This is a genomic window from Buttiauxella sp., assembly GCF_049686335.1.
In the GTDB taxonomy this organism is placed as follows: Bacteria; Pseudomonadota; Gammaproteobacteria; order Enterobacterales; family Enterobacteriaceae; genus Buttiauxella.
On the sequence record NZ_JBAVHX010000002.1, the window covers coordinates 1 to 18,788 of the forward strand.

Below are 18,788 nucleotides of genomic sequence, written 5' to 3' on the forward strand. Positions count from 1 at the left end.
ATATTACGTTTTCCTCTTTCAGAGTCAAGCATTTATTTTCGCTTTTCGTCTGACTGACGGGCCGGTTTGTAAGCCGTTGTGCCGTGTCAGTGGAGGCGCAGTATAGGGATTTTCTGGGAGCTGACAAGTGTTTATTACAAAAAGATTACCAAGCGTCTTTTTTTTCGCCAAAAGAACTGCAAAAGGGATGTAATACGGGATAAATGCTGTTTTAAGCATCAGAAAAGGAGACCTGGTGGCATACTAATAATAGAAACAACGCTAAAGGAATTGGTTTTATGTCTCTCTCAGCCCAACAACTCGCCGCTCAAAAGAACCTTTCCTATGTTCTTGCGGAAAAACTCGCTCAACGCATTCTCAAAGGTGAGTACGAAGCGGGTAGCATCTTGCCTGGTGAAATTGAATTAGGTGAACTCTTCGGTGTAAGTCGCACAGCTGTACGAGAGGCAGTAAAGACATTAACAGCAAAGGGTATGGTTTTACCTCGTCCCCGCATCGGTACTCGCGTTATGCCTCGCGCCCACTGGAACTTCCTTGATAAGGAATTACTCACCTGGTGGATGACAGAAGAGAACTTTAACGAAGTGGTGGATTACTTCCTTATTATGCGTAATAGCCTGGAACCCCAGGCCTGTGCACTAGCTGCAGTAAATGGTACACCTGAGCAGAAAGCCTTTCTCAATGAGATGATGGCAGAGATGGTTAAGATGAAAGGTTCCTTTGACCGTCAACGCTGGATAGAAGTCGATATGGCTTACCATGAACAAATCTATGCAATGAGTGGTAACCCTTTCCTTTGTTCTTTCGCTAACTTATTCCGTTCTATTTATTACAATTACTTTACCGCTATAACCGATAAAGAAGTTATCAAGCTCGATTTGCACCAGGCAATCGTTGATGCCATTACCCAGGGTGACAGTCAGGCCGCGTTAGTCGCAGGCCAGGCACTCTTAAAAGAACCCTTCGAACACGGGTAACGACTCACCTTCTCCTGCGTGCCTTAAAACATCAGGACAAAAATGACTAAAACAGCTCGCAGTATGGCCGGGTTACCGTGGATTGCGGCGATGGCTTTCTTTATGCAGGCGCTGGATGCCACCATTCTTAACACCGCATTACCCGCCATTGCCCATAGCCTCAACCGTTCGCCGCTGGCTATGCAATCCGCGATCATCAGTTACACCCTTACCGTTGCGATGCTGATTCCCGTCAGTGGCTGGCTTGCCGACCGCTTCGGCACCCGACGCGTGTTTATGGTCGCGGTAACTCTGTTTACTCTCGGCTCGTTCGCCTGTGCGATGTCCAGTTCACTCGGTGAGTTAGTTGTCTTCCGTGTAATACAGGGGATCGGCGGAGCAATGATGATGCCGGTCGCGCGTCTGGCATTATTACGTGCCTATCCGCGCAGTGAATTACTCCCCGTTTTAAATTTCGTCACCATGCCGGGCCTCGTCGGCCCCATCTTAGGCCCACTGCTTGGCGGCGTTTTAGTGACGTGGGCAAGCTGGCACTGGATTTTCCTCATTAACATACCGATCGGTATTCTCGGGCTAATCTACGCACGTAAGTACATGCCAAACTTTACAACGCCACGTCGCGGGTTCGATATGACGGGCTTTCTATTGTTTGGTTTGAGCCTGGTGTGTATCTCGAGCGGAATGGAGTTATTCGGTGAGCGTATAGTCGCCAGCTATATCGGCATTTTGATTATCATCGGCGGGCTTCTGCTATTAGCCACTTATATCTGGCACGCACGTCGCCACCCCACGCCGATTATCGCACTCCCAATGTTTCGCACCAGAACCTTCTCTATCGGTATCATTGGGAATCTCGCCTCGCGTCTGGGTACCGGATGCGTCCCCTTCCTTATGCCTTTAATGTTACAGGTCGGTTTTGGTTATTCGGCGCTGATAGCCGGATGCATGATGGCACCCACAGCCATTGGATCCCTGCTGGCAAAATCGACCGTTACGCAAGTATTACGTCGCCTGGGCTACCGGACAACATTGGTAGGCGTCACGCTGGTCATCGGTTTGCTGATTGGGCAATTCTCATTACAGTCGCCGGGAATGGAAGTGTGGCTACTGATTTTACCGCTGTTTATTCTTGGAATGGCGATGTCCACGCAGTTCACCGCAATGAATACCATCACGCTAGCCGATCTCACCGATGAAAACGCCAGTAGTGGCAACAGTGTGCTGGCCGTCACGCAGCAACTGGCGATTAGCCTTGGGGTTGCGGTGAGTGCAGCGGTGCTGAGACTCTATGAAGGTATCGACAGCATTAATACCGTCGAGCAATTCCACTACACGTTCCTGACGATGGGTGCCGTGACGTTGGTTTCGGCACTGGTCTTCTTGCTGTTACGCCCGAAAGACGGGCGAAATATGATTAAACGCTAGACTGAACCGCGTTCGACAAGTTCAGGCGTGAGTAACAGGCGCTGTTGTTCCAGAGTGGGTTGCGCCATGCGATGTATCAGTACATCAACGGCCAACTCACCCAACTCATCTTTAGGTTGATGAATGGTCGTGAGCGGCGGCGTCATATAACGTGCAAGTTCTATATCGTCATAGCCGACAACCGCCATATCTTGCGGGACCTTCAAACCTGCCTGATACAACGCCTGATAAGCCCCAACAGCCATCGCATCATTGCCAGTGAAGACCGCATGCGGCGGTTGTTCCAGCGCAAGAAGTGAATTCATAGCCGTAAAGCCGCCCTGAAACTCAAAGTCACCGATGATTTCGTAGCCTTGCTGGATCGCAAGCCCTGCGCGATTCATTGCATTTCGATAACCTTCGAGCCGCAACCGCGCTGGCGTTTTATCCTGCGGCCCTGTAATGCAGGCGATGCGGGTATAGCCTTTATCAATAAGATGCTGCGTTGCCCTTTCGCCACCTAATAAAGAGTTGTCCTGAATGACATCGCTTTCGCCTTCAAATGGCGCCCAGTCCATCATCACGGTGGGAATAGAAGGATAACGGCTCATGATGTCGGGCGAAGGAAGATGGGTTTCGGTGCATAACAGCAGTAAACCGTCGACGCGCTTTTGCAGCAGCGTTTCCAGATTACGATTCATGCGCTGCTCATCACCTTCGGTGTTACACAACACCAGACTGTAACCTCGCTCAAAGCAACTCCGTTCAACGCCGCGCACCAGCTCAGAATAAAACGGGTTACTACTGGCGGTAATTAGCATCCCAATAGTGTGCGTTTGATTGAGCTTGAGACTCCGCGCCAGTGCAGAAGGGGCATAGTTAAGAGTTTTGATTGCCGCATCGACCTTTGCGCGAATAGCGTCACTCACGAAACGATCATTATTAATGACGTGCGAAACCGTTGAAGTCGAAACTCCCGCCAACTTCGCCACGTCTTTCATGGTGGGCATGATTATCCTTGCTGCTGCAAAAAGTCGTCGATTTCATGACGCCACGGCACAGAAGGTTGTGCACCTTTGCGTGTCACAGCAATAGCGGCGGCGGCATGAGCAAAGCGGATGGCATCAGCCATCGGTTTATCTTCCAGCAACGCGGTGACTAGCGCACCATTAAAGGTGTCGCCTGCAGCGATCGTATCCACAGCTTTGACCTTAAAGCCTGCAACGCGCTGACCTTTGCCGTTTTCACTTAGCCATACGCCACGGCTACCAAGGGTAATAATCACGGTTTCGATGCCTTTCGCATGCAACGCATGAGCCGCAACCGCCGCGTCATCGTCATTTTCGACACGCACTCCAGTCAGCTTTTCGGCCTCGGTTTCGTTCGGTGTGATCATATCCACCAGCCCGAGCAGCTCATCGGATAGCTCACAGGCAGGTGCCGGATTAAGCACGACTTTGGTTTGATGTTGATGGGCAATTTTAGCCGCAGCCAGCACGCTTTCCAGCGGTGACTCGAGCTGCATTAAAAGCACAGAGGCTTCGGCGATTTTCTGATTCTGTTCCGCCACCAGCGCAGGGGTGAGTGCCCCGTTCGCTCCAGCGTGGATACCAATAACGTTTTCCCCAGCGCCATTCACGAAAATCAGCGCCACACCGGTTGAAGCACCATGAATGGTGCTAATCGGGGAGGTATCGATTTTGTCACTTGCCAGCTGTTTGCAAACGCGACTACCGGTGTCGTCATCGCCAACACAGGCAATAAAAGCAATGTCTGCGCCGCTGCGCCCAGCTGCAACAGCCTGGTTCGCACCCTTTCCACCAAACGCCACCTGATACTCTTGCCCAGTCACGGTTTCACCCGGCGTAGGAAAATGTTCGAGGTTAAGGATGTGGTCAGCATTGATGCTGCCCAGCACGACGAGATTGCCTTTCGTTTTCATTTTTATCAGTCCAGTTAAGTGCGCCACCCGGATGAGTGGGTGGCGCGATGCCCTGCTTTTCTTATGTCGTCTTATTTAGTAACCAGCTTCAGGTCAACCGGGATTTTGGAGTCGACTTTCTCGCCTTTCAATACTTTATCTGCGGTTTCTACACCGATAACACCAATCTGGTCAGCCATCTGTGCAACTGTCGCACCCAGCTTGCCGCTTTCTACAGCTTTCACGCCATCAGCGGTGCCATCGAAGCCAACCACCAGAACATCGGATTTACCGGCAGTTTGTAATGCACGCAGTGCGCCCAGAGCCATTTCGTCGTTCTGAGCAAAAACCGCCTGCACGTCAGGATGCGCAGTCAGCAGGTTCTGCATAACGTTCAGGCCTTTAGTACGGTCGAAGTCAGCCGGTTGGCTCGCCAGCACAGTAAACTTGTGAGCCGCAGTCGCTTGTTTAAAGCCTTCACCACGTTCACGTGCAGCAGATGCGCCCGCGATACCTTGCAGTTCGATAACTTTCGCGCCTTCGCCCAGTTTCTTAGCGATGAAATCACCCGCCATTTTACCGCCAGCGACGTTATCAGAAGCGATGTGGCTGACCACGGTGCCCTGATTCGCCATACGGTCGAGGGTAATCACAGGGATTTTAGCCTGGTTCGCCATTTTCACCGCATTGCCAACGGCATCGGAATCAGTTGGGTTGATCAGCATCAGTTTGGTGCCGCGAACCGTCAGGTCCTGCACGTTTGCCAGTTCTTTCGCCGGGTTATTTTGCGAATCCAGTACGATCAGGTTGTATCCCAGTTTGTCCGCTTCTTTTTGCGCGCCGTCTTTGAGTGAAACGAAGAACGGGTTATTCAGAGTCGATACCACCAGCGCGATGGTGTCTTTAGCCATCGCGTTGGCGCTCACGGTGGCGCTCAGTGCAACAGCGGAAACCAGGGTAGCCAGCTTTTTCATATTCATATTCAGATGTCCTGTAGGGTTATGATTGTTACTGCTTTTTGTTGTCCACCAGCACCGCCAGTAAAATAACCACTGCTTTGACGATCATCTGGTAATAAGAAGAAACACCTAATAAATTCAGTCCGTTGTTCAGGAAGCCTAAGATCAGTGCACCGATCAGCGTCCCAACAATGCGCCCTTTACCGCCCGCAAGGCTTGTGCCGCCCAGAACCACCGCCGCGATAGCATCCAGCTCATAGCCGGTACCTGCCGTGGGTTGTGCGGAAGAAAGACGTGCCACTTCGATGATCCCCGCCAGAGAAGCCAGCAGACCACACAGTGAATAAACAATAATTTTGACTTTGTTTACGCTGATACCGGACAGACGCGTCGCCGCTTCGTTACCGCCCAGCGCGTAGATATAACGACCCAAACGCGTGTGATGCAGCATGTACCATGCGGCCAGGAACACTACGCCCATGATCCACACAGGGGTTGGGATGCCTAACGGGCGGCCAATACCAAACCAGCCAAACACATCGGCGTTATCTGAGAAACCGGTGTTGACCGGGCTGCCATTGGTGTAAACCATGGTGACACCGCGCAGTAAAAGCATCATTACCAGCGTTGCGATAAACGCCTGCACTCGCCCTTTAGCGACAATCACACCGGTCACAGCCCCAATAGCCGCGCCCAGCGCCAGTGCACCAGCAACCGCCACCAGAGCATTGACTTCTAAACCTACAATCGAAGCGGCAACCGCACCGGTTAGCGCCAGTAAAGAACCGACGGACAGGTCAATCCCGGAAGTCAGAATGACCAGAGTCATCCCCACCGCCATAATGGCGTTCACGGAGGTTTGCTGCAGGATGTTGAACAGGTTATTAACGGTGAAAAAGTTCGGGCTAAGGCTCGAGACAATCGCAATCAGCACCAACAGAGCGATCAGCGATTTTTGTTCCAGAAGCCACGCTTTCGTGAACCAGCGACGGGTAGGAATAGACTGGGTACTCATTTTACAGACTCCTGATTCACACGATTTAGCTTGCCGACGGCCGCCGCCATTAATATCTCTTGAGTGGCTTCTTCACGGGTAAATTCCCCGCCGGGATGCCCTTCATGCATCACCATAATCCGGTCACTCATACCCAGAACTTCTGGCATTTCAGACGACACAAGAATGATGCTTAGCCCATCGGCTTTGAACTGATTGATTAACTGATAGATTTCCTTCTTCGCCCCGACATCAACACCGCGCGTTGGCTCATCAAGGATCAACACTTTAGGACGCGTCATCAGGCCACGGGCAATCGCAACTTTTTGCTGATTACCGCCAGAAAGCAGGCCGATGGGTTGTTCCATCGATGGCGTTTTGACGTTGAACAAACGGATAAAGTCTTGCACCGCCTGCTGCTCATCTTTGTGTCTCAGGCTGCCGACGTTGTGGCTGAAATAGCGTAGTGCGGTCAGCGACATGTTTTCTTTAACCGACATGCCGAGCACCAGCCCGTCACGCTTACGGTCTTCAGAGATATAAACAATGCCGTTTGCCAGACCATCTTGCGGTGAACGTGTCACCACTTCCCGGCCTTCAAGCGCCACATATCCACCGGTACGCGGTAGCGCACCGTAGAGCACTTTCATTAATTCGGTGCGACCGGCGCCCATCAAACCGGCAACGCCAAGAATTTCACCTTTACGAAGAGTGAAACTCACGTCATGTACGCCAGGGCCGGAAAGGTTATCGACCCGCAGCAGGATTTCGCCGGGTTGTTTATCCAGACGCGGATATTGATCTTCGAGTTTGCGCCCGACCATCATCTCGATAAGCGTATCTTCGGTCAGCGTCGCCACTTCGCGCTCGGCAATAAACTGCCCGTCGCGAAAGACGGTCACATCATCGCAAATCTCGAAAATCTCTTTCATGCGGTGGGAGATGTAAACAATGCCGCGCCCCTGCGCTTTTAGCTCGCGAATAACACGGAACAGGGAGTCAGTTTCGGTATCAGTCAGCGCATCGGTCGGTTCATCCATCACGATGACTTTTGATTCAAAGCTCAGCACCTTGGCGATTTCGACCATTTGCTGATCGCCAATCGACAAATCACCTACCAGCTTCTGGCTGGTAAAGCGCAGGTTAAGCTTCGCCAGCAGTTTGTCTGCTTCGGCGTACATTTTCGTCCAGTCAATCTTGCCGAAACGGCCAACAAATTCACGTCCGAGGAAAATGTTCTCCGCAATGCTGAGTTGCGGAATCAGGTTGAGTTCCTGGTGAATAATGCCGATGCCCGCTTCCTGTGAGGATTTTGGGCCATTAAACGTCGTTTCTTTCCCCAGCCATAACAGCGAACCGGCATCGCGTTGATAGATACCGGTCAGGACTTTCATCATGGTGGATTTGCCAGCGCCGTTCTCGCCCACCAGCGCCATGACGCGACCTGAGTAGACGTTCAGCGCAGCACCTGAAAGAGCTTTTACGCCAGGGAACGATTTATCGATCCCTTTTAATTGCAGTAAGGGTTCCATGCCGGCCTCAGAAAGTTACGCCAGCACAGAGAATGATATTCGCATACGGGGAACACTCCCCGCTGCGAATAACCGCCTGGCTTTGGGCGGTGTGCTGCTTGAACAGCTCATGACTAATGTAACGAATAGAAATGGTGTTTCCCTGGTGTTGTTGCAGTTGCTCGATGTACTGGAGCAACGTTTCGTGGAGCTCTGGATTATGTTGTTGGATTTCCTGAGCAAGGATCGCTGCTTCAACTTGCATCTCTTGTGTTACGACTTCAACAACCTGCATAAAACCAGGTACGCCGTGGGTCAGAGCCAAATCAATACGCGGTGTATTGCGTGGAATGGGCAATCCGGCATCGGCAATCACCAGCGTGTCGGTGTGGCCAAGACGGGAAATAACAGACGAGATATCAGCGTTGAGAACAGTGCCTTTCTTCATTTTTTTACTCCACTAGCGAAACGTTTCGCTGAAAAGGAGTGTAGGAAATTGAGAGGTGATAAAACAACCATGAAGTTACGAAAATGTGATCGCTATCGAAACGTTTCGCGAACCGATGAGAAGGAAGGGAATATGAGAGCGCGTTCACTCACGAAGAAATGAAAAACGCCTCTTCGAATGAAGAGGCGTTAGCGTTAAATCTCGACCTGTGTGCCTAATTCTATCACCCGGTTTGGCGGGATTTCGAATTGGTCCGGCGCTCGCAGGGCGTTGCGTTGCAGCGCGAGGAACAGCTTGCCACGCAGACGCAGATACCACGGACGCTTGCCGATTATCAGCGACTCATGCGACATGAAGAACGACGTCTCCATCATGCGGCAACTTAGCCCTTCCAAACCGCAGCGATGGAATACCTCTTCCACATTTGGCGTTTCACGCCAACCGTAGCTTGCCACCACACGCCAGAAGGTTGGCGACAACTGCTCAATGGAAACGCGCTTCACATTGTGTACGTACGGCGCATCTTCTGTCCGCAGCGTTAACAGCACGACCCTCTCATGCAGCACTTTGTTGTGCTTGAGGTTGTGCAGCATCGCAAATGGAATCACGTTAAGCGCACGAGACATATAAACAGCGGTACCCGGCACGCGAACTGGCGGTGATTTTTCCAGTGAGGCAATCATCGCTTCCAGCGAATTTCCATGTTCATGCATACGACGCAGCAGACGGAAACGCTCGCTTTTCCAGGTCGTCATGATAATGAACATCACCAATGCCAGGCAGAGCGGCAACCAACCACCGGAGAAGATTTTGACCACGTTTGCTGAGAATAATGGAATGTCGATGCACAGGAAGCAAATGCCCATCAGCAACACCGCAATTTTATTCCAGTGCCAGTTTTTACGCGCCACGGTGCACGAAAGGATTGAGGTCAGCACCATGGTGCCCGTTACTGCAATCCCGTACGCCGCAGCCAGATTGCTGGAATGTTCGAAGCTTACAATCACAATCACCACGGAGATATAAAGGATCCAGTTAATTGCTGGAACGTATATCTGCCCGGATTCCATTTCCGAGGTGTGGATGATGCGCATTGGCGACAAGTATCCCAGACGCACAGCCTGGCGAGTCAGTGAGAAGACGCCCGAGATAACGGCCTGAGAGGCGATTACGGTCGCAAGCGTTGCCAGAATCATCAGCGGGATTAACGCCCAGTCTGGCGCCAGCAAGAAGAATGGGTTCTTGATAGCTTCAGGTGTTTTCAACAGTAACGCGCCCTGGCCAAAGTAGTTCAGTACCAGTGAGGGCAGAACCACAGAGAACCATGCAATACGAATCGGGAATTTACCGAAGTGCCCCATATCCGCGTACAGCGCTTCAACACCGGTAATAGAAAGCACTACCGCGCCAAGAGCAAAGAAGGAAACGGTTTTATATTCGAGGAAGAAATGCACGGCCCATGCCGGATTCAGCGCCTGTAGCACTTCCGGGTTCGCCATAATACTGCGCGCACCTAACACCGCCAGCACCAGGAACCACAGCAGCATCACCGGAGCAAACAGCTTGCCCACCATGCCTGTGCCGTGTTTCTGAATCATAAACAGCAACGTCAGGACGATGATAGAGAGCGGGACGATATAGGCGTCGAGCTGCGGCGCGGCTATCTCAAGCCCTTCGATGGCCGACATAACCGATATTGCCGGCGTGATGACCACCTCGCCATAGAAGAAGCTGCCGCCGATCAATCCCATGATCACCAGTACCGACGTCATTCTTGCCGAGGTATTACGCCCAGCCAAAGACATTAGCGTCAAAATACCGCCTTCACCGGCGTTATCAGCACGCATAACGAAGGTCAGATATTTAACCGAAACGACTAAAATCAACAGCCAGAAAATTAAAGACAAAAAGCCAAACACGGCGTCACGTTCAACACCGAAGCCAAATTGACCAGACAGACATTCACGAAGGGTATAAAGCGGGCTAGTACCGATATCGCCGTAGACTACCCCAATTGCAGCCAGCGTTATTGCAGGCAATGATTGTTTATTATCAGCGCTCATAGACTAATCTTTTGTTGGAATCCTGAAAGCGTGTGCTTAATCCCTTGGCCCACAAAAAGGCGCACAGTATGCACGATAATGAAGTAAATCGTACCCCTAAATACAACTGGCTTAACTTATGTCAGGGAAAAAAGAGCCGCTCATCAATCCATTAACGATAATACAGATGAACGATATACTCGCTTTTTCGCTTAGTGATCACCGCGTAAGGATGTAACGCTAATTATGGCTCAATCACATTTATTGGCTGAAAGAATTTCACGGCTTAGCCAGGCTCTGGAAAAAGGATTGTTTGAACGAAGCCACGCGGTGCGTTTGTGCCTGTTGGCAGCCCTGAGTGGCGAAAGTGTTTTCTTGCTTGGCCCGCCTGGGATTGCAAAGAGTTTAATTGCGCGGCGTTTGAAGTTTGCTTTCCAGCATGCGCGCGCTTTTGAATATCTGATGACACGCTTCTCCACGCCAGAAGAAGTGTTTGGGCCATTGTCTATTCAGGCTTTAAAAGATGAAGGGCGTTACGAGCGCCTGACGGCGGGTTATCTGCCAGAAGCAGAAATCGTGTTTCTCGATGAAATCTGGAAAGCAGGCCCTGCCATTCTGAATACCCTGCTTACCGCGATAAATGAACGTCGTTTTCGCAATGGTGCGAGCGAAGACAAAATCCCCATGCGTTTGCTGGTGGCCGCCTCTAACGAACTGCCGGAAGCAGACAGCAGCCTCGAAGCATTGTACGACCGTATGCTGATTCGTCTGTGGCTCGATAAAGTGCAGGACAAAGGTAATTTCCGCTCAATGCTCATCAGTCAGCATGATGAGAATGACAATCCTGTAGCGGAAAGCCTGCAAGTCACCGATGAAGAGTATTTCAAATGGCAGCAGGAAATTGGCACCATTGCGCTGCCTGATAACGTCTTTGAACTGATATTCACCTTACGCCAGCAACTGGAAAACGCCCCGGGTGCGCCATATGTGTCTGACCGGCGTTGGAAGAAAGCCATTCGCCTGCTGCAAGCCAGCGCTTTCTTTTGTGGCCGCAACGCCGTTGCACCGATTGATTTGATCCTGCTTAAGGATTGTTTGTGGCATGACACTGCGGCGATGAATCTGATGCAACAACAAATTGAAATATTGATGACCGGACACGCGTGGCAGCAACATGCCATGCTCGGAAAATTGGGTGCCATCGTGCAGCGCCGTATTCAGTTACAACAGCAGCATAGCGACCGCGAAGCCATCACCGTAACCAAACAGGGTGGGATGTTTACTCGCCGCCCGCAGTACCAGTTGCCTGACTACCTGGCAGGCGAAACGCTGACATTACTGCTTCAGCAGCCGCTTAAATTGCACGATATCGAAGTTATCCACGTGTCTGTTTCCCGCGAAGCCTGTGCGCAATGGCTGATAAAGGGAGGGGAACTGCGCGGCAAACTTAACGGTATCGGTTTTGCGCAGGTACTGAATATGGAAGTCGACTCCAGCCAGCATCTGGTTCTGCGCGATGTCAGTCTGCAAGGCACGCGGTTAGTGATGCCGGGTAAACAGCAGGAAGGGATGCCAGATGAGATCAAGCAACAATTCGATGATCTTGAAGCGACCCTCCACCAGCAACATGAACGCTTTAACGATCAGCAAAAATGTCTATTTATCCATAACGAATGGCTAGGCAAGATCGAAGCCAGTCTGCAAGATGTTGCAGAACAAATTAAACAGGCTCGACATTAATGCTCAGCGTTGAGGCGCTCGATCTCATCCTCACCATTGGCGAGGCTGAGTTAATTGAAGAAATTATTATTACGTTGCTGGCAGCACCGCAGTTAGCGGTGTTTTTTGAGAAATTCCCGCGCCTGAAAAACGCGATAACCAAAGATATTCCGCGCTGGAGGGAATCACTGAAAGCGCGCTTGCATGACACCAACGTGCCACAAGAGCTGGCGCGAGAAGTCATGTGCTATCAGGAAAGCCAGTTACTCACCACCAGCCAGTTATCCGCAAAACTTCCCGAAATTTTACTGCTGCTGAAAAGTGTCGGGTCACCCTTTTACGGACAAGCTGAAACGCTGGTAGCGGGAATGCCTCGCCTGACTGCCGCGCAACAAACGCTGTTTCTGCAACGCTGGCGCTTGAGCCTGGTGGTTCAGACCACTTCTCTCAATCAACAGTTACTGGAGGACGAGCGTGATCAGCTACTCGCTGAAGTGCAACAACGGCTGGCATTAAGCGGCCAGCTTGCGCCGGTACTGGTCGACAGTGATAACGCTGCGGGTCGACTCTGGGATATGAGCGCCGGTTCGCTTAATCGAGGTGATTATCAGCTTATTGTCCAGTACGGTGAGTTTCTTGCCAGCCAACCGGAATTACTGAAACTTGCTGAGCAACTCGGCCGTTCCAAAGAGGCTAAAGCGGTCCCCAGAAAAGATGCACCGACTGAAACCTGGCGCATGCTGGTACGTGAGCCCGCCACGGTTCCTGAACAAGTGGATGGCCTACAGCGCAGCGATGACATCCTGCGTTTGCTGCCACCGGAGTTAGCCACACTGGGCATCAGCGAGCTGGAATTTGAGTTCTACCGTCGGCTGGTGGAAAAGCAACTACTGACTTATCGATTACATGGTGACTCATGGCGCGAAAAAGTCGTCGAGCGCCCGGTTGTTCACCAGGATTTTGATGAACAGCCCCGCGGGCCGTTTATTGTCTGCGTCGACACGTCCGGATCAATGGGTGGTTTTAACGAACAATGCGCCAAAGCTTTTTGCCTGGCACTGATGCGCGTGGCGCTGGCAGATAACCGTCGCTGTTTCATCATGCTGTTTTCCAGCGAAGTGGTGCGCTACGAAGTGTGTGGTGCGGACGGTATTGAGCAAGCGATCCGCTTTTTGAGCCAGCGTTTTCGCGGTGGCACCGATCTCGCCAGCTGTTTCCGGGCGATTGCTGAGAAAATGCAGGGCAGTGAATGGTTTGACGCGGATGCGGTAGTCATTTCCGACTTCATCGCCCAGCGCTTGCCTGACGAGGTCGTGACGAAAGTAAAGGAACTACAACGGATCCATCAACATCGTTTCCACGCAGTAGCGATGTCGACACACGGCAAGCCCGGCATCATGCGCATTTTCGATCATATCTGGCGCTTTGATACCGGGATGCGAAGCCGCCTGCTGCGTCGCTGGCGGCGTTAATCACTTACAGCAGTGCATCAACTTTAGCGTGAAGCTCAGCAGGCCATACGCCGCACTGTACCTGGCCAATATGCGGCTGCTGCAGCATCAGCATCACTAAACGAGACTGGCCGATGCCGCCGCCAATAGTTTGCGGCATTTCGCCTTTCAGCAGTGATTGATGCCACTCGAGTTGCAAACGATCGTCATCACCGGTCACAGCCAGCTGACGTTTTAACGTCTCAGCGTCAACGCGGATCCCCATCGAAGAAAGCTCAAAAGCATCTTCCAGAATCGGGTTCCACACCATAATGTCCCCGTTCAACCCTTTGAAATCACCCTGACTGCGTGTTGACCAGTCATCGTAATCCGGCGCACGAACATCATGACGTTTCCCGTCACCCAGCTTGCCGCCAATACCAATCAGGAAAACGGCACCCAGTTCTTTAGCTATCGCACGTTCACGGCCTTTTGCATCAAGGTCCGGGAAACGTTGTTGTAATTCTTCACTATGAACAAAATGAATTTGTTCAGGCAGGAAAGCGGTCAAACCGTATTGCTCGCTCACTGCGGCTTCCGTGGCTTTCATTGCCGCCCAGATGCTTTCTACAGTTTGCTTAAGCGTCCCGAGATGACGTTCTCCCTCACCCATTACACGCTCCCAGTCCCACTGATCAACATAGACAGAGTGAATAGGCGTCAATCGGTCTTCATCGGGGCGCAGGGCTTTCATGTGCGTGTAAAGCCCTTCGCCCGCGCTGAAGTCATGCTGGCCGAGTGTTTTTCTTTTCCATTTAGCCAGCGAATGCACCACTTCAAACTGCGCTTCAGGCAAGGTTTTCACCTTCACTTGCACCGCTTTTTCACAACCAGACAGATTGTCCTGAGTACCATCACCCACGCGGCTGAGAATCGGAGCCTGGACTTCCATCAGACCAAGCTTTTCTTCCAGTTGACGGGAGAAATGGGACTTCACAAAACTAATCTGGCGTTGTTTAGCGATGTAGGCAGTTTTCATGGCTTTCTCTTTATTGTGTTGTTTTACTGACGATGATTAAGCAACAAACATGAGGTAACATTCAATAATCAACAATAAAAAAGCCTTCTTAGTTTTTAATCGACTAATTTAAGGCTATAAAATATGTACTTTCGTTACTAATCATAGGAAAAAGTGATGGATAATTATCAGATCGACAATCTCGATCGCGGCATTCTTGACGCATTAATGGCAAATGCCCGTACCGCTTATGCCGAACTGGCTAAACAATTCGGTGTAAGCCCTGGCACTATTCATGTGCGCGTAGAGAAAATGAAGCAGGCGGGGATCATTACCGGTGCGCGTATCGACATCAGCCCAAAGCAGTTGGGTTATGACGTTTGCTGCTTTATCGGCATCATTTTAAAGAGTGCAAAAGATTACCCTTCTGCCTTAGCCAAACTCGAAAGTCTGGAAGAAGTCACCGAGGCGTATTACACCACGGGCCACTACAGCATCTTTATTAAGGTGATGTGTCGATCGATAGACGCCCTTCAACAGGTACTTATCAACAAGATCCAAACAATTGATGAAATTCAATCCACCGAAACGTTGATCTCCCTTCAGAACCCGATCATGCGTACCATCAAGCCCTGACAGCTATTTTTAATACCCATATTATCCACAGGTAGATCGCAGGCCTTACACAGCGTACAATGCCCATCGTTTCGGAAAGGTGGGCAGCAATGAAAGAAGTTACTCTGATTAGCGGCAGTACCCTGGGCAGTGCCGAATATGTAGCTGAACATCTGGCTGAGAAGCTTGATGAAGCGGGTTTTACGACCCAGACGTTGCATGGGCCACTGTTTGAAGATCTTCCTGTCAGTGGAATTTGGCTGATTGTCTCCTCGACTCATGGAGCCGGAGATCTTCCAGATAATCTTCAACCACTCTTTGATGCAATAAATGAAGAACGCCCAGATCTGAGTGCTGTTCATTATGGTGCAGTCGGGATTGGTAGCCGTGAATACGATACTTTTTGCGGTGCGATTGAGAAACTGGACACCCTTCTCACGGAATGTGGCGCTAAAAGAGTTGGCTCTTTATTGAAAGTAAACATCCTTGATCACGACATTCCTGAAGATCCGGCTGAGATTTGGGTCGGATCATGGAAGAATTTACTCCAGGATTTGTAAAGATCTCACTTTTATCTGTGTATAAGTATGCTTAAAACCTTGGGTTAAGCAGTAGTTATCCCAATAACAACTCCTGTTCACTTTTTGAGTTGTGCATAACTACCGCTTTTGATCCCAGCTTATACGTTCTGGGATCACCGGAAGTACACAGCAAACGATCCTTCTTAATCACTTGATCTCTTTGGCATAAAAGCGGTTATCCACAGAACATGCCGATCCTAATAAGAGATCATAATAAAGAGATCTTTAAATAAAAAAGATCTTCTTTTAATTAGCAAAGATCCCGGTACTTTCTCCATCGACTAAAGTTGAGTAGAATCGCCAACCCCGGGAATCACTCATCCCCCATTTGCAAAACCGTGAGGCAGTACCATGTTTTATCCAGATCCTTTTGACGTCATCATCATTGGCGGGGGTCATGCAGGCACCGAGGCTGCAATGGCCGCTGCACGGATGGGTCAACAAACCCTACTTCTGACACACAATATCGACACGCTGGGACAAATGTCTTGTAACCCTGCGATCGGCGGTATTGGCAAGGGACATCTGGTTAAAGAAGTGGACGCTCTGGGCGGTTTGATGGCGAAGGCTATCGATCATGCAGGCATCCAGTTTAGGATACTAAACGCCAGCAAAGGGCCAGCAGTACGAGCGACTCGCGCTCAGGCTGACCGAGTGCTATATCGCCAGGCAGTACGCACAGCACTGGAAAACCAACCGAATCTGATGATCTTCCAACAAGCGGTTGAAGATCTGATTGTCGAGAACGATCGTGTTGTCGGTGCAGTGACGCAAATGGGTCTGAAGTTCCGCGCTAAATCCGTGGTACTGACCGTAGGGACCTTCCTGGATGGCAAAATTCATATCGGACTGGATAACTACAGCGGTGGCCGTGCTGGCGATCCGCCGTCCATTTCGCTTTCTCGTCGTCTGCGTGAGCTGCCACTGCGTGTCAGCCGCCTGAAAACAGGCACACCTCCGCGTATCGACGCACGCACCATCGATTTTAGTGTTCTTGCCCAGCAGCATGGCGATACCCCAATGCCGGTCTTCTCGTTCATGGGGAACGTCAATCAGCACCCTGCACAAGTACCGTGCTACATCACGCACACCAACGAAAAAACGCACGACGTTATTCGTAACAACCTCGATCGCAGCCCGATGTATGCAGGTGTTATCGAAGGGATTGGACCGCGTTACTGCCCGTCCATCGAAGACAAGGTGATGCGCTTTGCTGACCGTAACCAGCATCAAATTTTCCTCGAGCCTGAAGGGCTGACCAGCAACGAAATTTATCCAAACGGTATCTCCACCAGCCTGCCATTTGACGTGCAGATGCAGATTGTCCGTTCGATGGAAGGCATGGAAAACGCGAAGATCGTACGTCCTGGCTACGCTATCGAATACGATTTCTTCGATCCCCGTGATCTGAAGCCGACACTGGAAAGCAAATATATCCAGGGTCTATTCTTTGCCGGACAAATTAACGGTACGACCGGTTACGAAGAAGCCGCTGCGCAAGGTCTGTTGGCTGGTCTCAATGCTGCACGCTTCTCTGCCGAGAAAGACGGTTGGGCACCACGTCGCGATCAAGCTTATCTGGGCGTACTGGTCGACGATCTTTGCACTCTCGGCACCAAAGAGCCGTACCGCATGTTTACCTCACGTGCCGAATATCGTTTGATGCTGCGCGAAGATAACGCTGATCTGCGTTTAACCGCTGCCGGTCGCGAAATGGGACTGGTGGACGACGAACGCTGGGCACGTTTCAACGAAAAACTGGAAAGCATTGAGCTTGAGCGCCAACGTCTGAAAGACATCTGGCTGCACCCGCATTCTGAAAGTGTCGAAGAAGTGAATGCCAAACTCAGCGCACCGCTGTCTCGCGAAGCAAATGGCGAAGATCTGCTGCGTCGGCCAGAAATGACCTATGCTGAGATGATGCAATTGTCTGTGTTCGCACCAGGCCTTGAAGATCCGCAATCTGCAGAACAGGTGGAAATTCAGGTTAAATACGAAGGCTACATCGCTCGTCAGCAAGAAGAGATTGAAAAACAACAACGTAACGAAAATACGTTGTTACCTGCGACTCTGGATTATCGACAGGTGAGTGGTCTTTCTAACGAAGTGATCGCCAAACTTAACGATCATAAACCAGTCTCGATTGGGCAGGCTTCACGCATTTCAGGAGTCACTCCGGCAGCGATTTCGATCTTGCTTGTCTGGTTAAAGAAACAAGGCCTGCTACGCCGTAGCGCCTGATGAACATATTTCAGGGCCGGGATATCCTGGCCCTTTTTTTGATGGGTATAGACCGCCGTGCTTAACAAACTGAATCGTCTGCTGGATAGCGCAGGCATTACGTTGCCAGAAAACCAGAAACAACAGCTGGTGGGTTATGTTGAACTGCTCCACAAGTGGAACAAAGCGTACAACCTGACCTCAGTACGTCATCCAGATGACATGCTGGTACGCCATATTCTCGACAGCATTGTTGTCGAACCGTATTTGCAGGGCTCACGTTTTATCGATGTGGGGACTGGGCCGGGTCTGCCGGGGATACCACTTGCGATCGTGCGTCCTGACTCGCATTTTACGTTGTTGGATAGTCTGGGTAAGCGGGTACGCTTTTTGCGTCAGGTTCAGCACGAGCTGCATCTTGAGAACATCACGCCAGTGCAGAGTCGTGTGGAGGAGTTCCCTGCTGAACCCCCTTTCGACGGCGTCATCAGCCGTGCTTTTGCGTCTATGACGGACATGGTGACCTGGTGTAAACATCTGCCATCAGAGAACGGTCGCTTTTACGCACTCAAGGGTTTACGCCCTGATGATGAAATTGCAACCTTGCCTGAAAACTTTAGCGTTGAACAAGTCGTTCGTTTGCAGGTTCCTGAGCTTGATGGTGAACGACATTTGGTGATGATTAAGGCAAACAAAACTTAATATTTATCAAAAAAAAGCGAAAAAGGAATGTTTCGCGAAAGTTAAAAATACACAGGAGAATGGCTGACATTCCTGGTTACATTTAACGATATTTTAACATGTTCGCACCTGATTTTTTAACTCGACAGATATTGTGGAGTTTTAAAATGGTCAACATTGAAAATATAACCGTGCTAATTATTGTATGACTTTTTCACTCGTCTGAATGTTAAAAGCTTCGTAAAAATGTCAATGAAATGTTTTAGCG

At 50.6% G+C, this 18,788-nt stretch carries 16 protein-coding genes; 8 read left to right on the forward strand and 8 right to left on the reverse strand.

Going from position 1 to position 18,788, the window contains the following annotated elements:
• The first annotated feature begins 278 nt into the window (after positions 1-278).
• Together WBL83_RS00020 and mdtD are read left to right on the forward strand one after the other, a co-directional pair.
• Entirely contained in the window at positions 279-977 is a 699-nt protein-coding gene (locus WBL83_RS00020) for a FadR/GntR family transcriptional regulator (RefSeq protein WP_424587209.1), read from the forward strand.
• Positions 978-1,019: 42 nt separating this feature from the next.
• Entirely contained in the window at positions 1,020-2,402 is a 1,383-nt protein-coding gene (gene mdtD, locus WBL83_RS00025; protein WP_424587210.1) for a multidrug transporter subunit MdtD, read from the forward strand.
• Here mdtD and rbsR read toward each other — a convergent pair.
• The 7 genes from rbsR to kup form a co-directional block, all read right to left on the reverse strand.
• Positions 2,399-3,391, reverse strand: a complete 993-nt coding sequence (rbsR, locus tag WBL83_RS00030; RefSeq protein WP_424587211.1) for a ribose operon transcriptional repressor RbsR — start codon at positions 3,389-3,391, stop codon at positions 2,399-2,401. The genes mdtD and rbsR overlap by 4 nt on opposite strands.
• Before the next feature lie 2 nt (positions 3,392-3,393).
• Positions 3,394-4,323 (reverse strand): ribokinase, encoded by a 930-nt coding sequence (gene rbsK, locus WBL83_RS00035; protein WP_424587212.1) that lies wholly within the window; start codon positions 4,321-4,323, stop codon positions 3,394-3,396.
• Positions 4,324-4,394: 71 nt separating this feature from the next.
• The gene (gene rbsB, locus WBL83_RS00040) at positions 4,395-5,282 is read right to left on the reverse strand and encodes a ribose ABC transporter substrate-binding protein RbsB (RefSeq protein WP_034460716.1); all 888 of its coding nucleotides are present in this window, start codon (positions 5,280-5,282) and stop codon (positions 4,395-4,397) included.
• Positions 5,283-5,310: 28 nt separating this feature from the next.
• Positions 5,311-6,276: a ribose ABC transporter permease gene (gene rbsC, locus WBL83_RS00045; protein ID WP_120063892.1), complete on the reverse strand. Its 966-nt coding sequence runs from the start codon at positions 6,274-6,276 to the stop codon at positions 5,311-5,313.
• Complete coding sequence (gene rbsA / locus WBL83_RS00050) at positions 6,273-7,787, reverse strand: ribose ABC transporter ATP-binding protein RbsA (RefSeq protein WP_424587213.1); 1,515 nt, start codon at positions 7,785-7,787, stop codon at positions 6,273-6,275. The genes rbsC and rbsA overlap by 4 nt, the downstream gene beginning before the upstream one ends.
• Before the next feature lie 7 nt (positions 7,788-7,794).
• A complete protein-coding gene (gene rbsD, locus WBL83_RS00055; protein WP_424587214.1) occupies positions 7,795-8,214 on the reverse strand; it encodes a D-ribose pyranase in 420 nt (139 codons plus the stop codon).
• Positions 8,215-8,408: 194 nt separating this feature from the next.
• The gene (gene kup / locus WBL83_RS00060; protein WP_424587215.1) at positions 8,409-10,277 is read right to left on the reverse strand and encodes a low affinity potassium transporter Kup; all 1,869 of its coding nucleotides are present in this window, start codon (positions 10,275-10,277) and stop codon (positions 8,409-8,411) included.
• A gap of 225 nt (positions 10,278-10,502) precedes the next feature.
• On the opposite strand from kup, the gene ravA reads away from it, so the two are divergent.
• The gene (gene ravA, locus WBL83_RS00065) at positions 10,503-11,996 is read left to right on the forward strand and encodes an ATPase RavA (RefSeq protein WP_424587216.1); all 1,494 of its coding nucleotides are present in this window, start codon (positions 10,503-10,505) and stop codon (positions 11,994-11,996) included.
• Complete coding sequence (gene viaA, locus WBL83_RS00070; protein WP_424587217.1) at positions 11,996-13,447, forward strand: ATPase RavA stimulator ViaA; 1,452 nt, start codon at positions 11,996-11,998, stop codon at positions 13,445-13,447. Before ravA ends, viaA begins: the two co-directional genes overlap by 1 nt.
• A 4-nt stretch (positions 13,448-13,451) precedes the next feature.
• Here the strand turns inward: viaA and asnA are convergent, their stop codons facing one another.
• A complete protein-coding gene (asnA, locus tag WBL83_RS00075; protein ID WP_424587218.1) occupies positions 13,452-14,444 on the reverse strand; it encodes an aspartate--ammonia ligase in 993 nt (330 codons plus the stop codon).
• 156 nt (positions 14,445-14,600) lie between these two features.
• On the opposite strand from asnA, the gene asnC reads away from it, so the two are divergent.
• From asnC to rsmG, 4 genes are all read left to right on the forward strand, one after another.
• Complete coding sequence (asnC, locus tag WBL83_RS00080; protein WP_034499887.1) at positions 14,601-15,059, forward strand: transcriptional regulator AsnC; 459 nt, start codon at positions 14,601-14,603, stop codon at positions 15,057-15,059.
• Between the two features lie 89 nt (positions 15,060-15,148).
• The gene (gene mioC, locus WBL83_RS00085) at positions 15,149-15,598 is read left to right on the forward strand and encodes an FMN-binding protein MioC (RefSeq protein ID WP_424587219.1); all 450 of its coding nucleotides are present in this window, start codon (positions 15,149-15,151) and stop codon (positions 15,596-15,598) included.
• A gap of 372 nt (positions 15,599-15,970) precedes the next feature.
• A complete protein-coding gene (mnmG, locus tag WBL83_RS00090) occupies positions 15,971-17,860 on the forward strand; it encodes a tRNA uridine-5-carboxymethylaminomethyl(34) synthesis enzyme MnmG (protein ID WP_424587220.1) in 1,890 nt (629 codons plus the stop codon).
• A gap of 57 nt (positions 17,861-17,917) precedes the next feature.
• Positions 17,918-18,541, forward strand: coding sequence for a 16S rRNA (guanine(527)-N(7))-methyltransferase RsmG (gene rsmG, locus WBL83_RS00095; RefSeq protein WP_424587221.1), 624 nt, complete (start codon positions 17,918-17,920; stop codon positions 18,539-18,541).
• Positions 18,542-18,788: the final 247 nt, after the last annotated feature.

Excerpts from the sequence above, each read along its gene's own strand:
- WBL83_RS00020 (WP_424587209.1), top strand. The coding sequence starts at position 279 with ATGTCTCTCTCAGCCCAACAACTCGCCGCTCAAAAGAACCTTTCCTAT.
- mdtD (WP_424587210.1), top strand. The coding sequence starts at position 1,020 with ATGACTAAAACAGCTCGCAGTATGGCCGGGTTACCGTGGATTGCGGCG.
- rbsR (WP_424587211.1), bottom strand. The coding sequence starts at position 3,391 with ATGCCCACCATGAAAGACGTGGCGAAGTTGGCGGGAGTTTCGACTTCA.
- rbsK (WP_424587212.1), bottom strand. The coding sequence starts at position 4,323 with ATGAAAACGAAAGGCAATCTCGTCGTGCTGGGCAGCATCAATGCTGAC.
- rbsB (WP_034460716.1), bottom strand. The coding sequence starts at position 5,282 with ATGAATATGAAAAAGCTGGCTACCCTGGTTTCCGCTGTTGCACTGAGC.
- rbsC (WP_120063892.1), bottom strand. The coding sequence starts at position 6,276 with ATGAGTACCCAGTCTATTCCTACCCGTCGCTGGTTCACGAAAGCGTGG.
- rbsA (WP_424587213.1), bottom strand. The coding sequence starts at position 7,787 with ATGGAACCCTTACTGCAATTAAAAGGGATCGATAAATCGTTCCCTGGC.
- rbsD (WP_424587214.1), bottom strand. The coding sequence starts at position 8,214 with ATGAAGAAAGGCACTGTTCTCAACGCTGATATCTCGTCTGTTATTTCC.
- kup (WP_424587215.1), bottom strand. The coding sequence starts at position 10,277 with ATGAGCGCTGATAATAAACAATCATTGCCTGCAATAACGCTGGCTGCA.
- ravA (WP_424587216.1), top strand. The coding sequence starts at position 10,503 with ATGGCTCAATCACATTTATTGGCTGAAAGAATTTCACGGCTTAGCCAG.
- viaA (WP_424587217.1), top strand. The coding sequence starts at position 11,996 with ATGCTCAGCGTTGAGGCGCTCGATCTCATCCTCACCATTGGCGAGGCT.
- asnA (WP_424587218.1), bottom strand. The coding sequence starts at position 14,444 with ATGAAAACTGCCTACATCGCTAAACAACGCCAGATTAGTTTTGTGAAG.
- asnC (WP_034499887.1), top strand. The coding sequence starts at position 14,601 with ATGGATAATTATCAGATCGACAATCTCGATCGCGGCATTCTTGACGCA.
- mioC (WP_424587219.1), top strand. The coding sequence starts at position 15,149 with ATGAAAGAAGTTACTCTGATTAGCGGCAGTACCCTGGGCAGTGCCGAA.
- mnmG (WP_424587220.1), top strand. The coding sequence starts at position 15,971 with ATGTTTTATCCAGATCCTTTTGACGTCATCATCATTGGCGGGGGTCAT.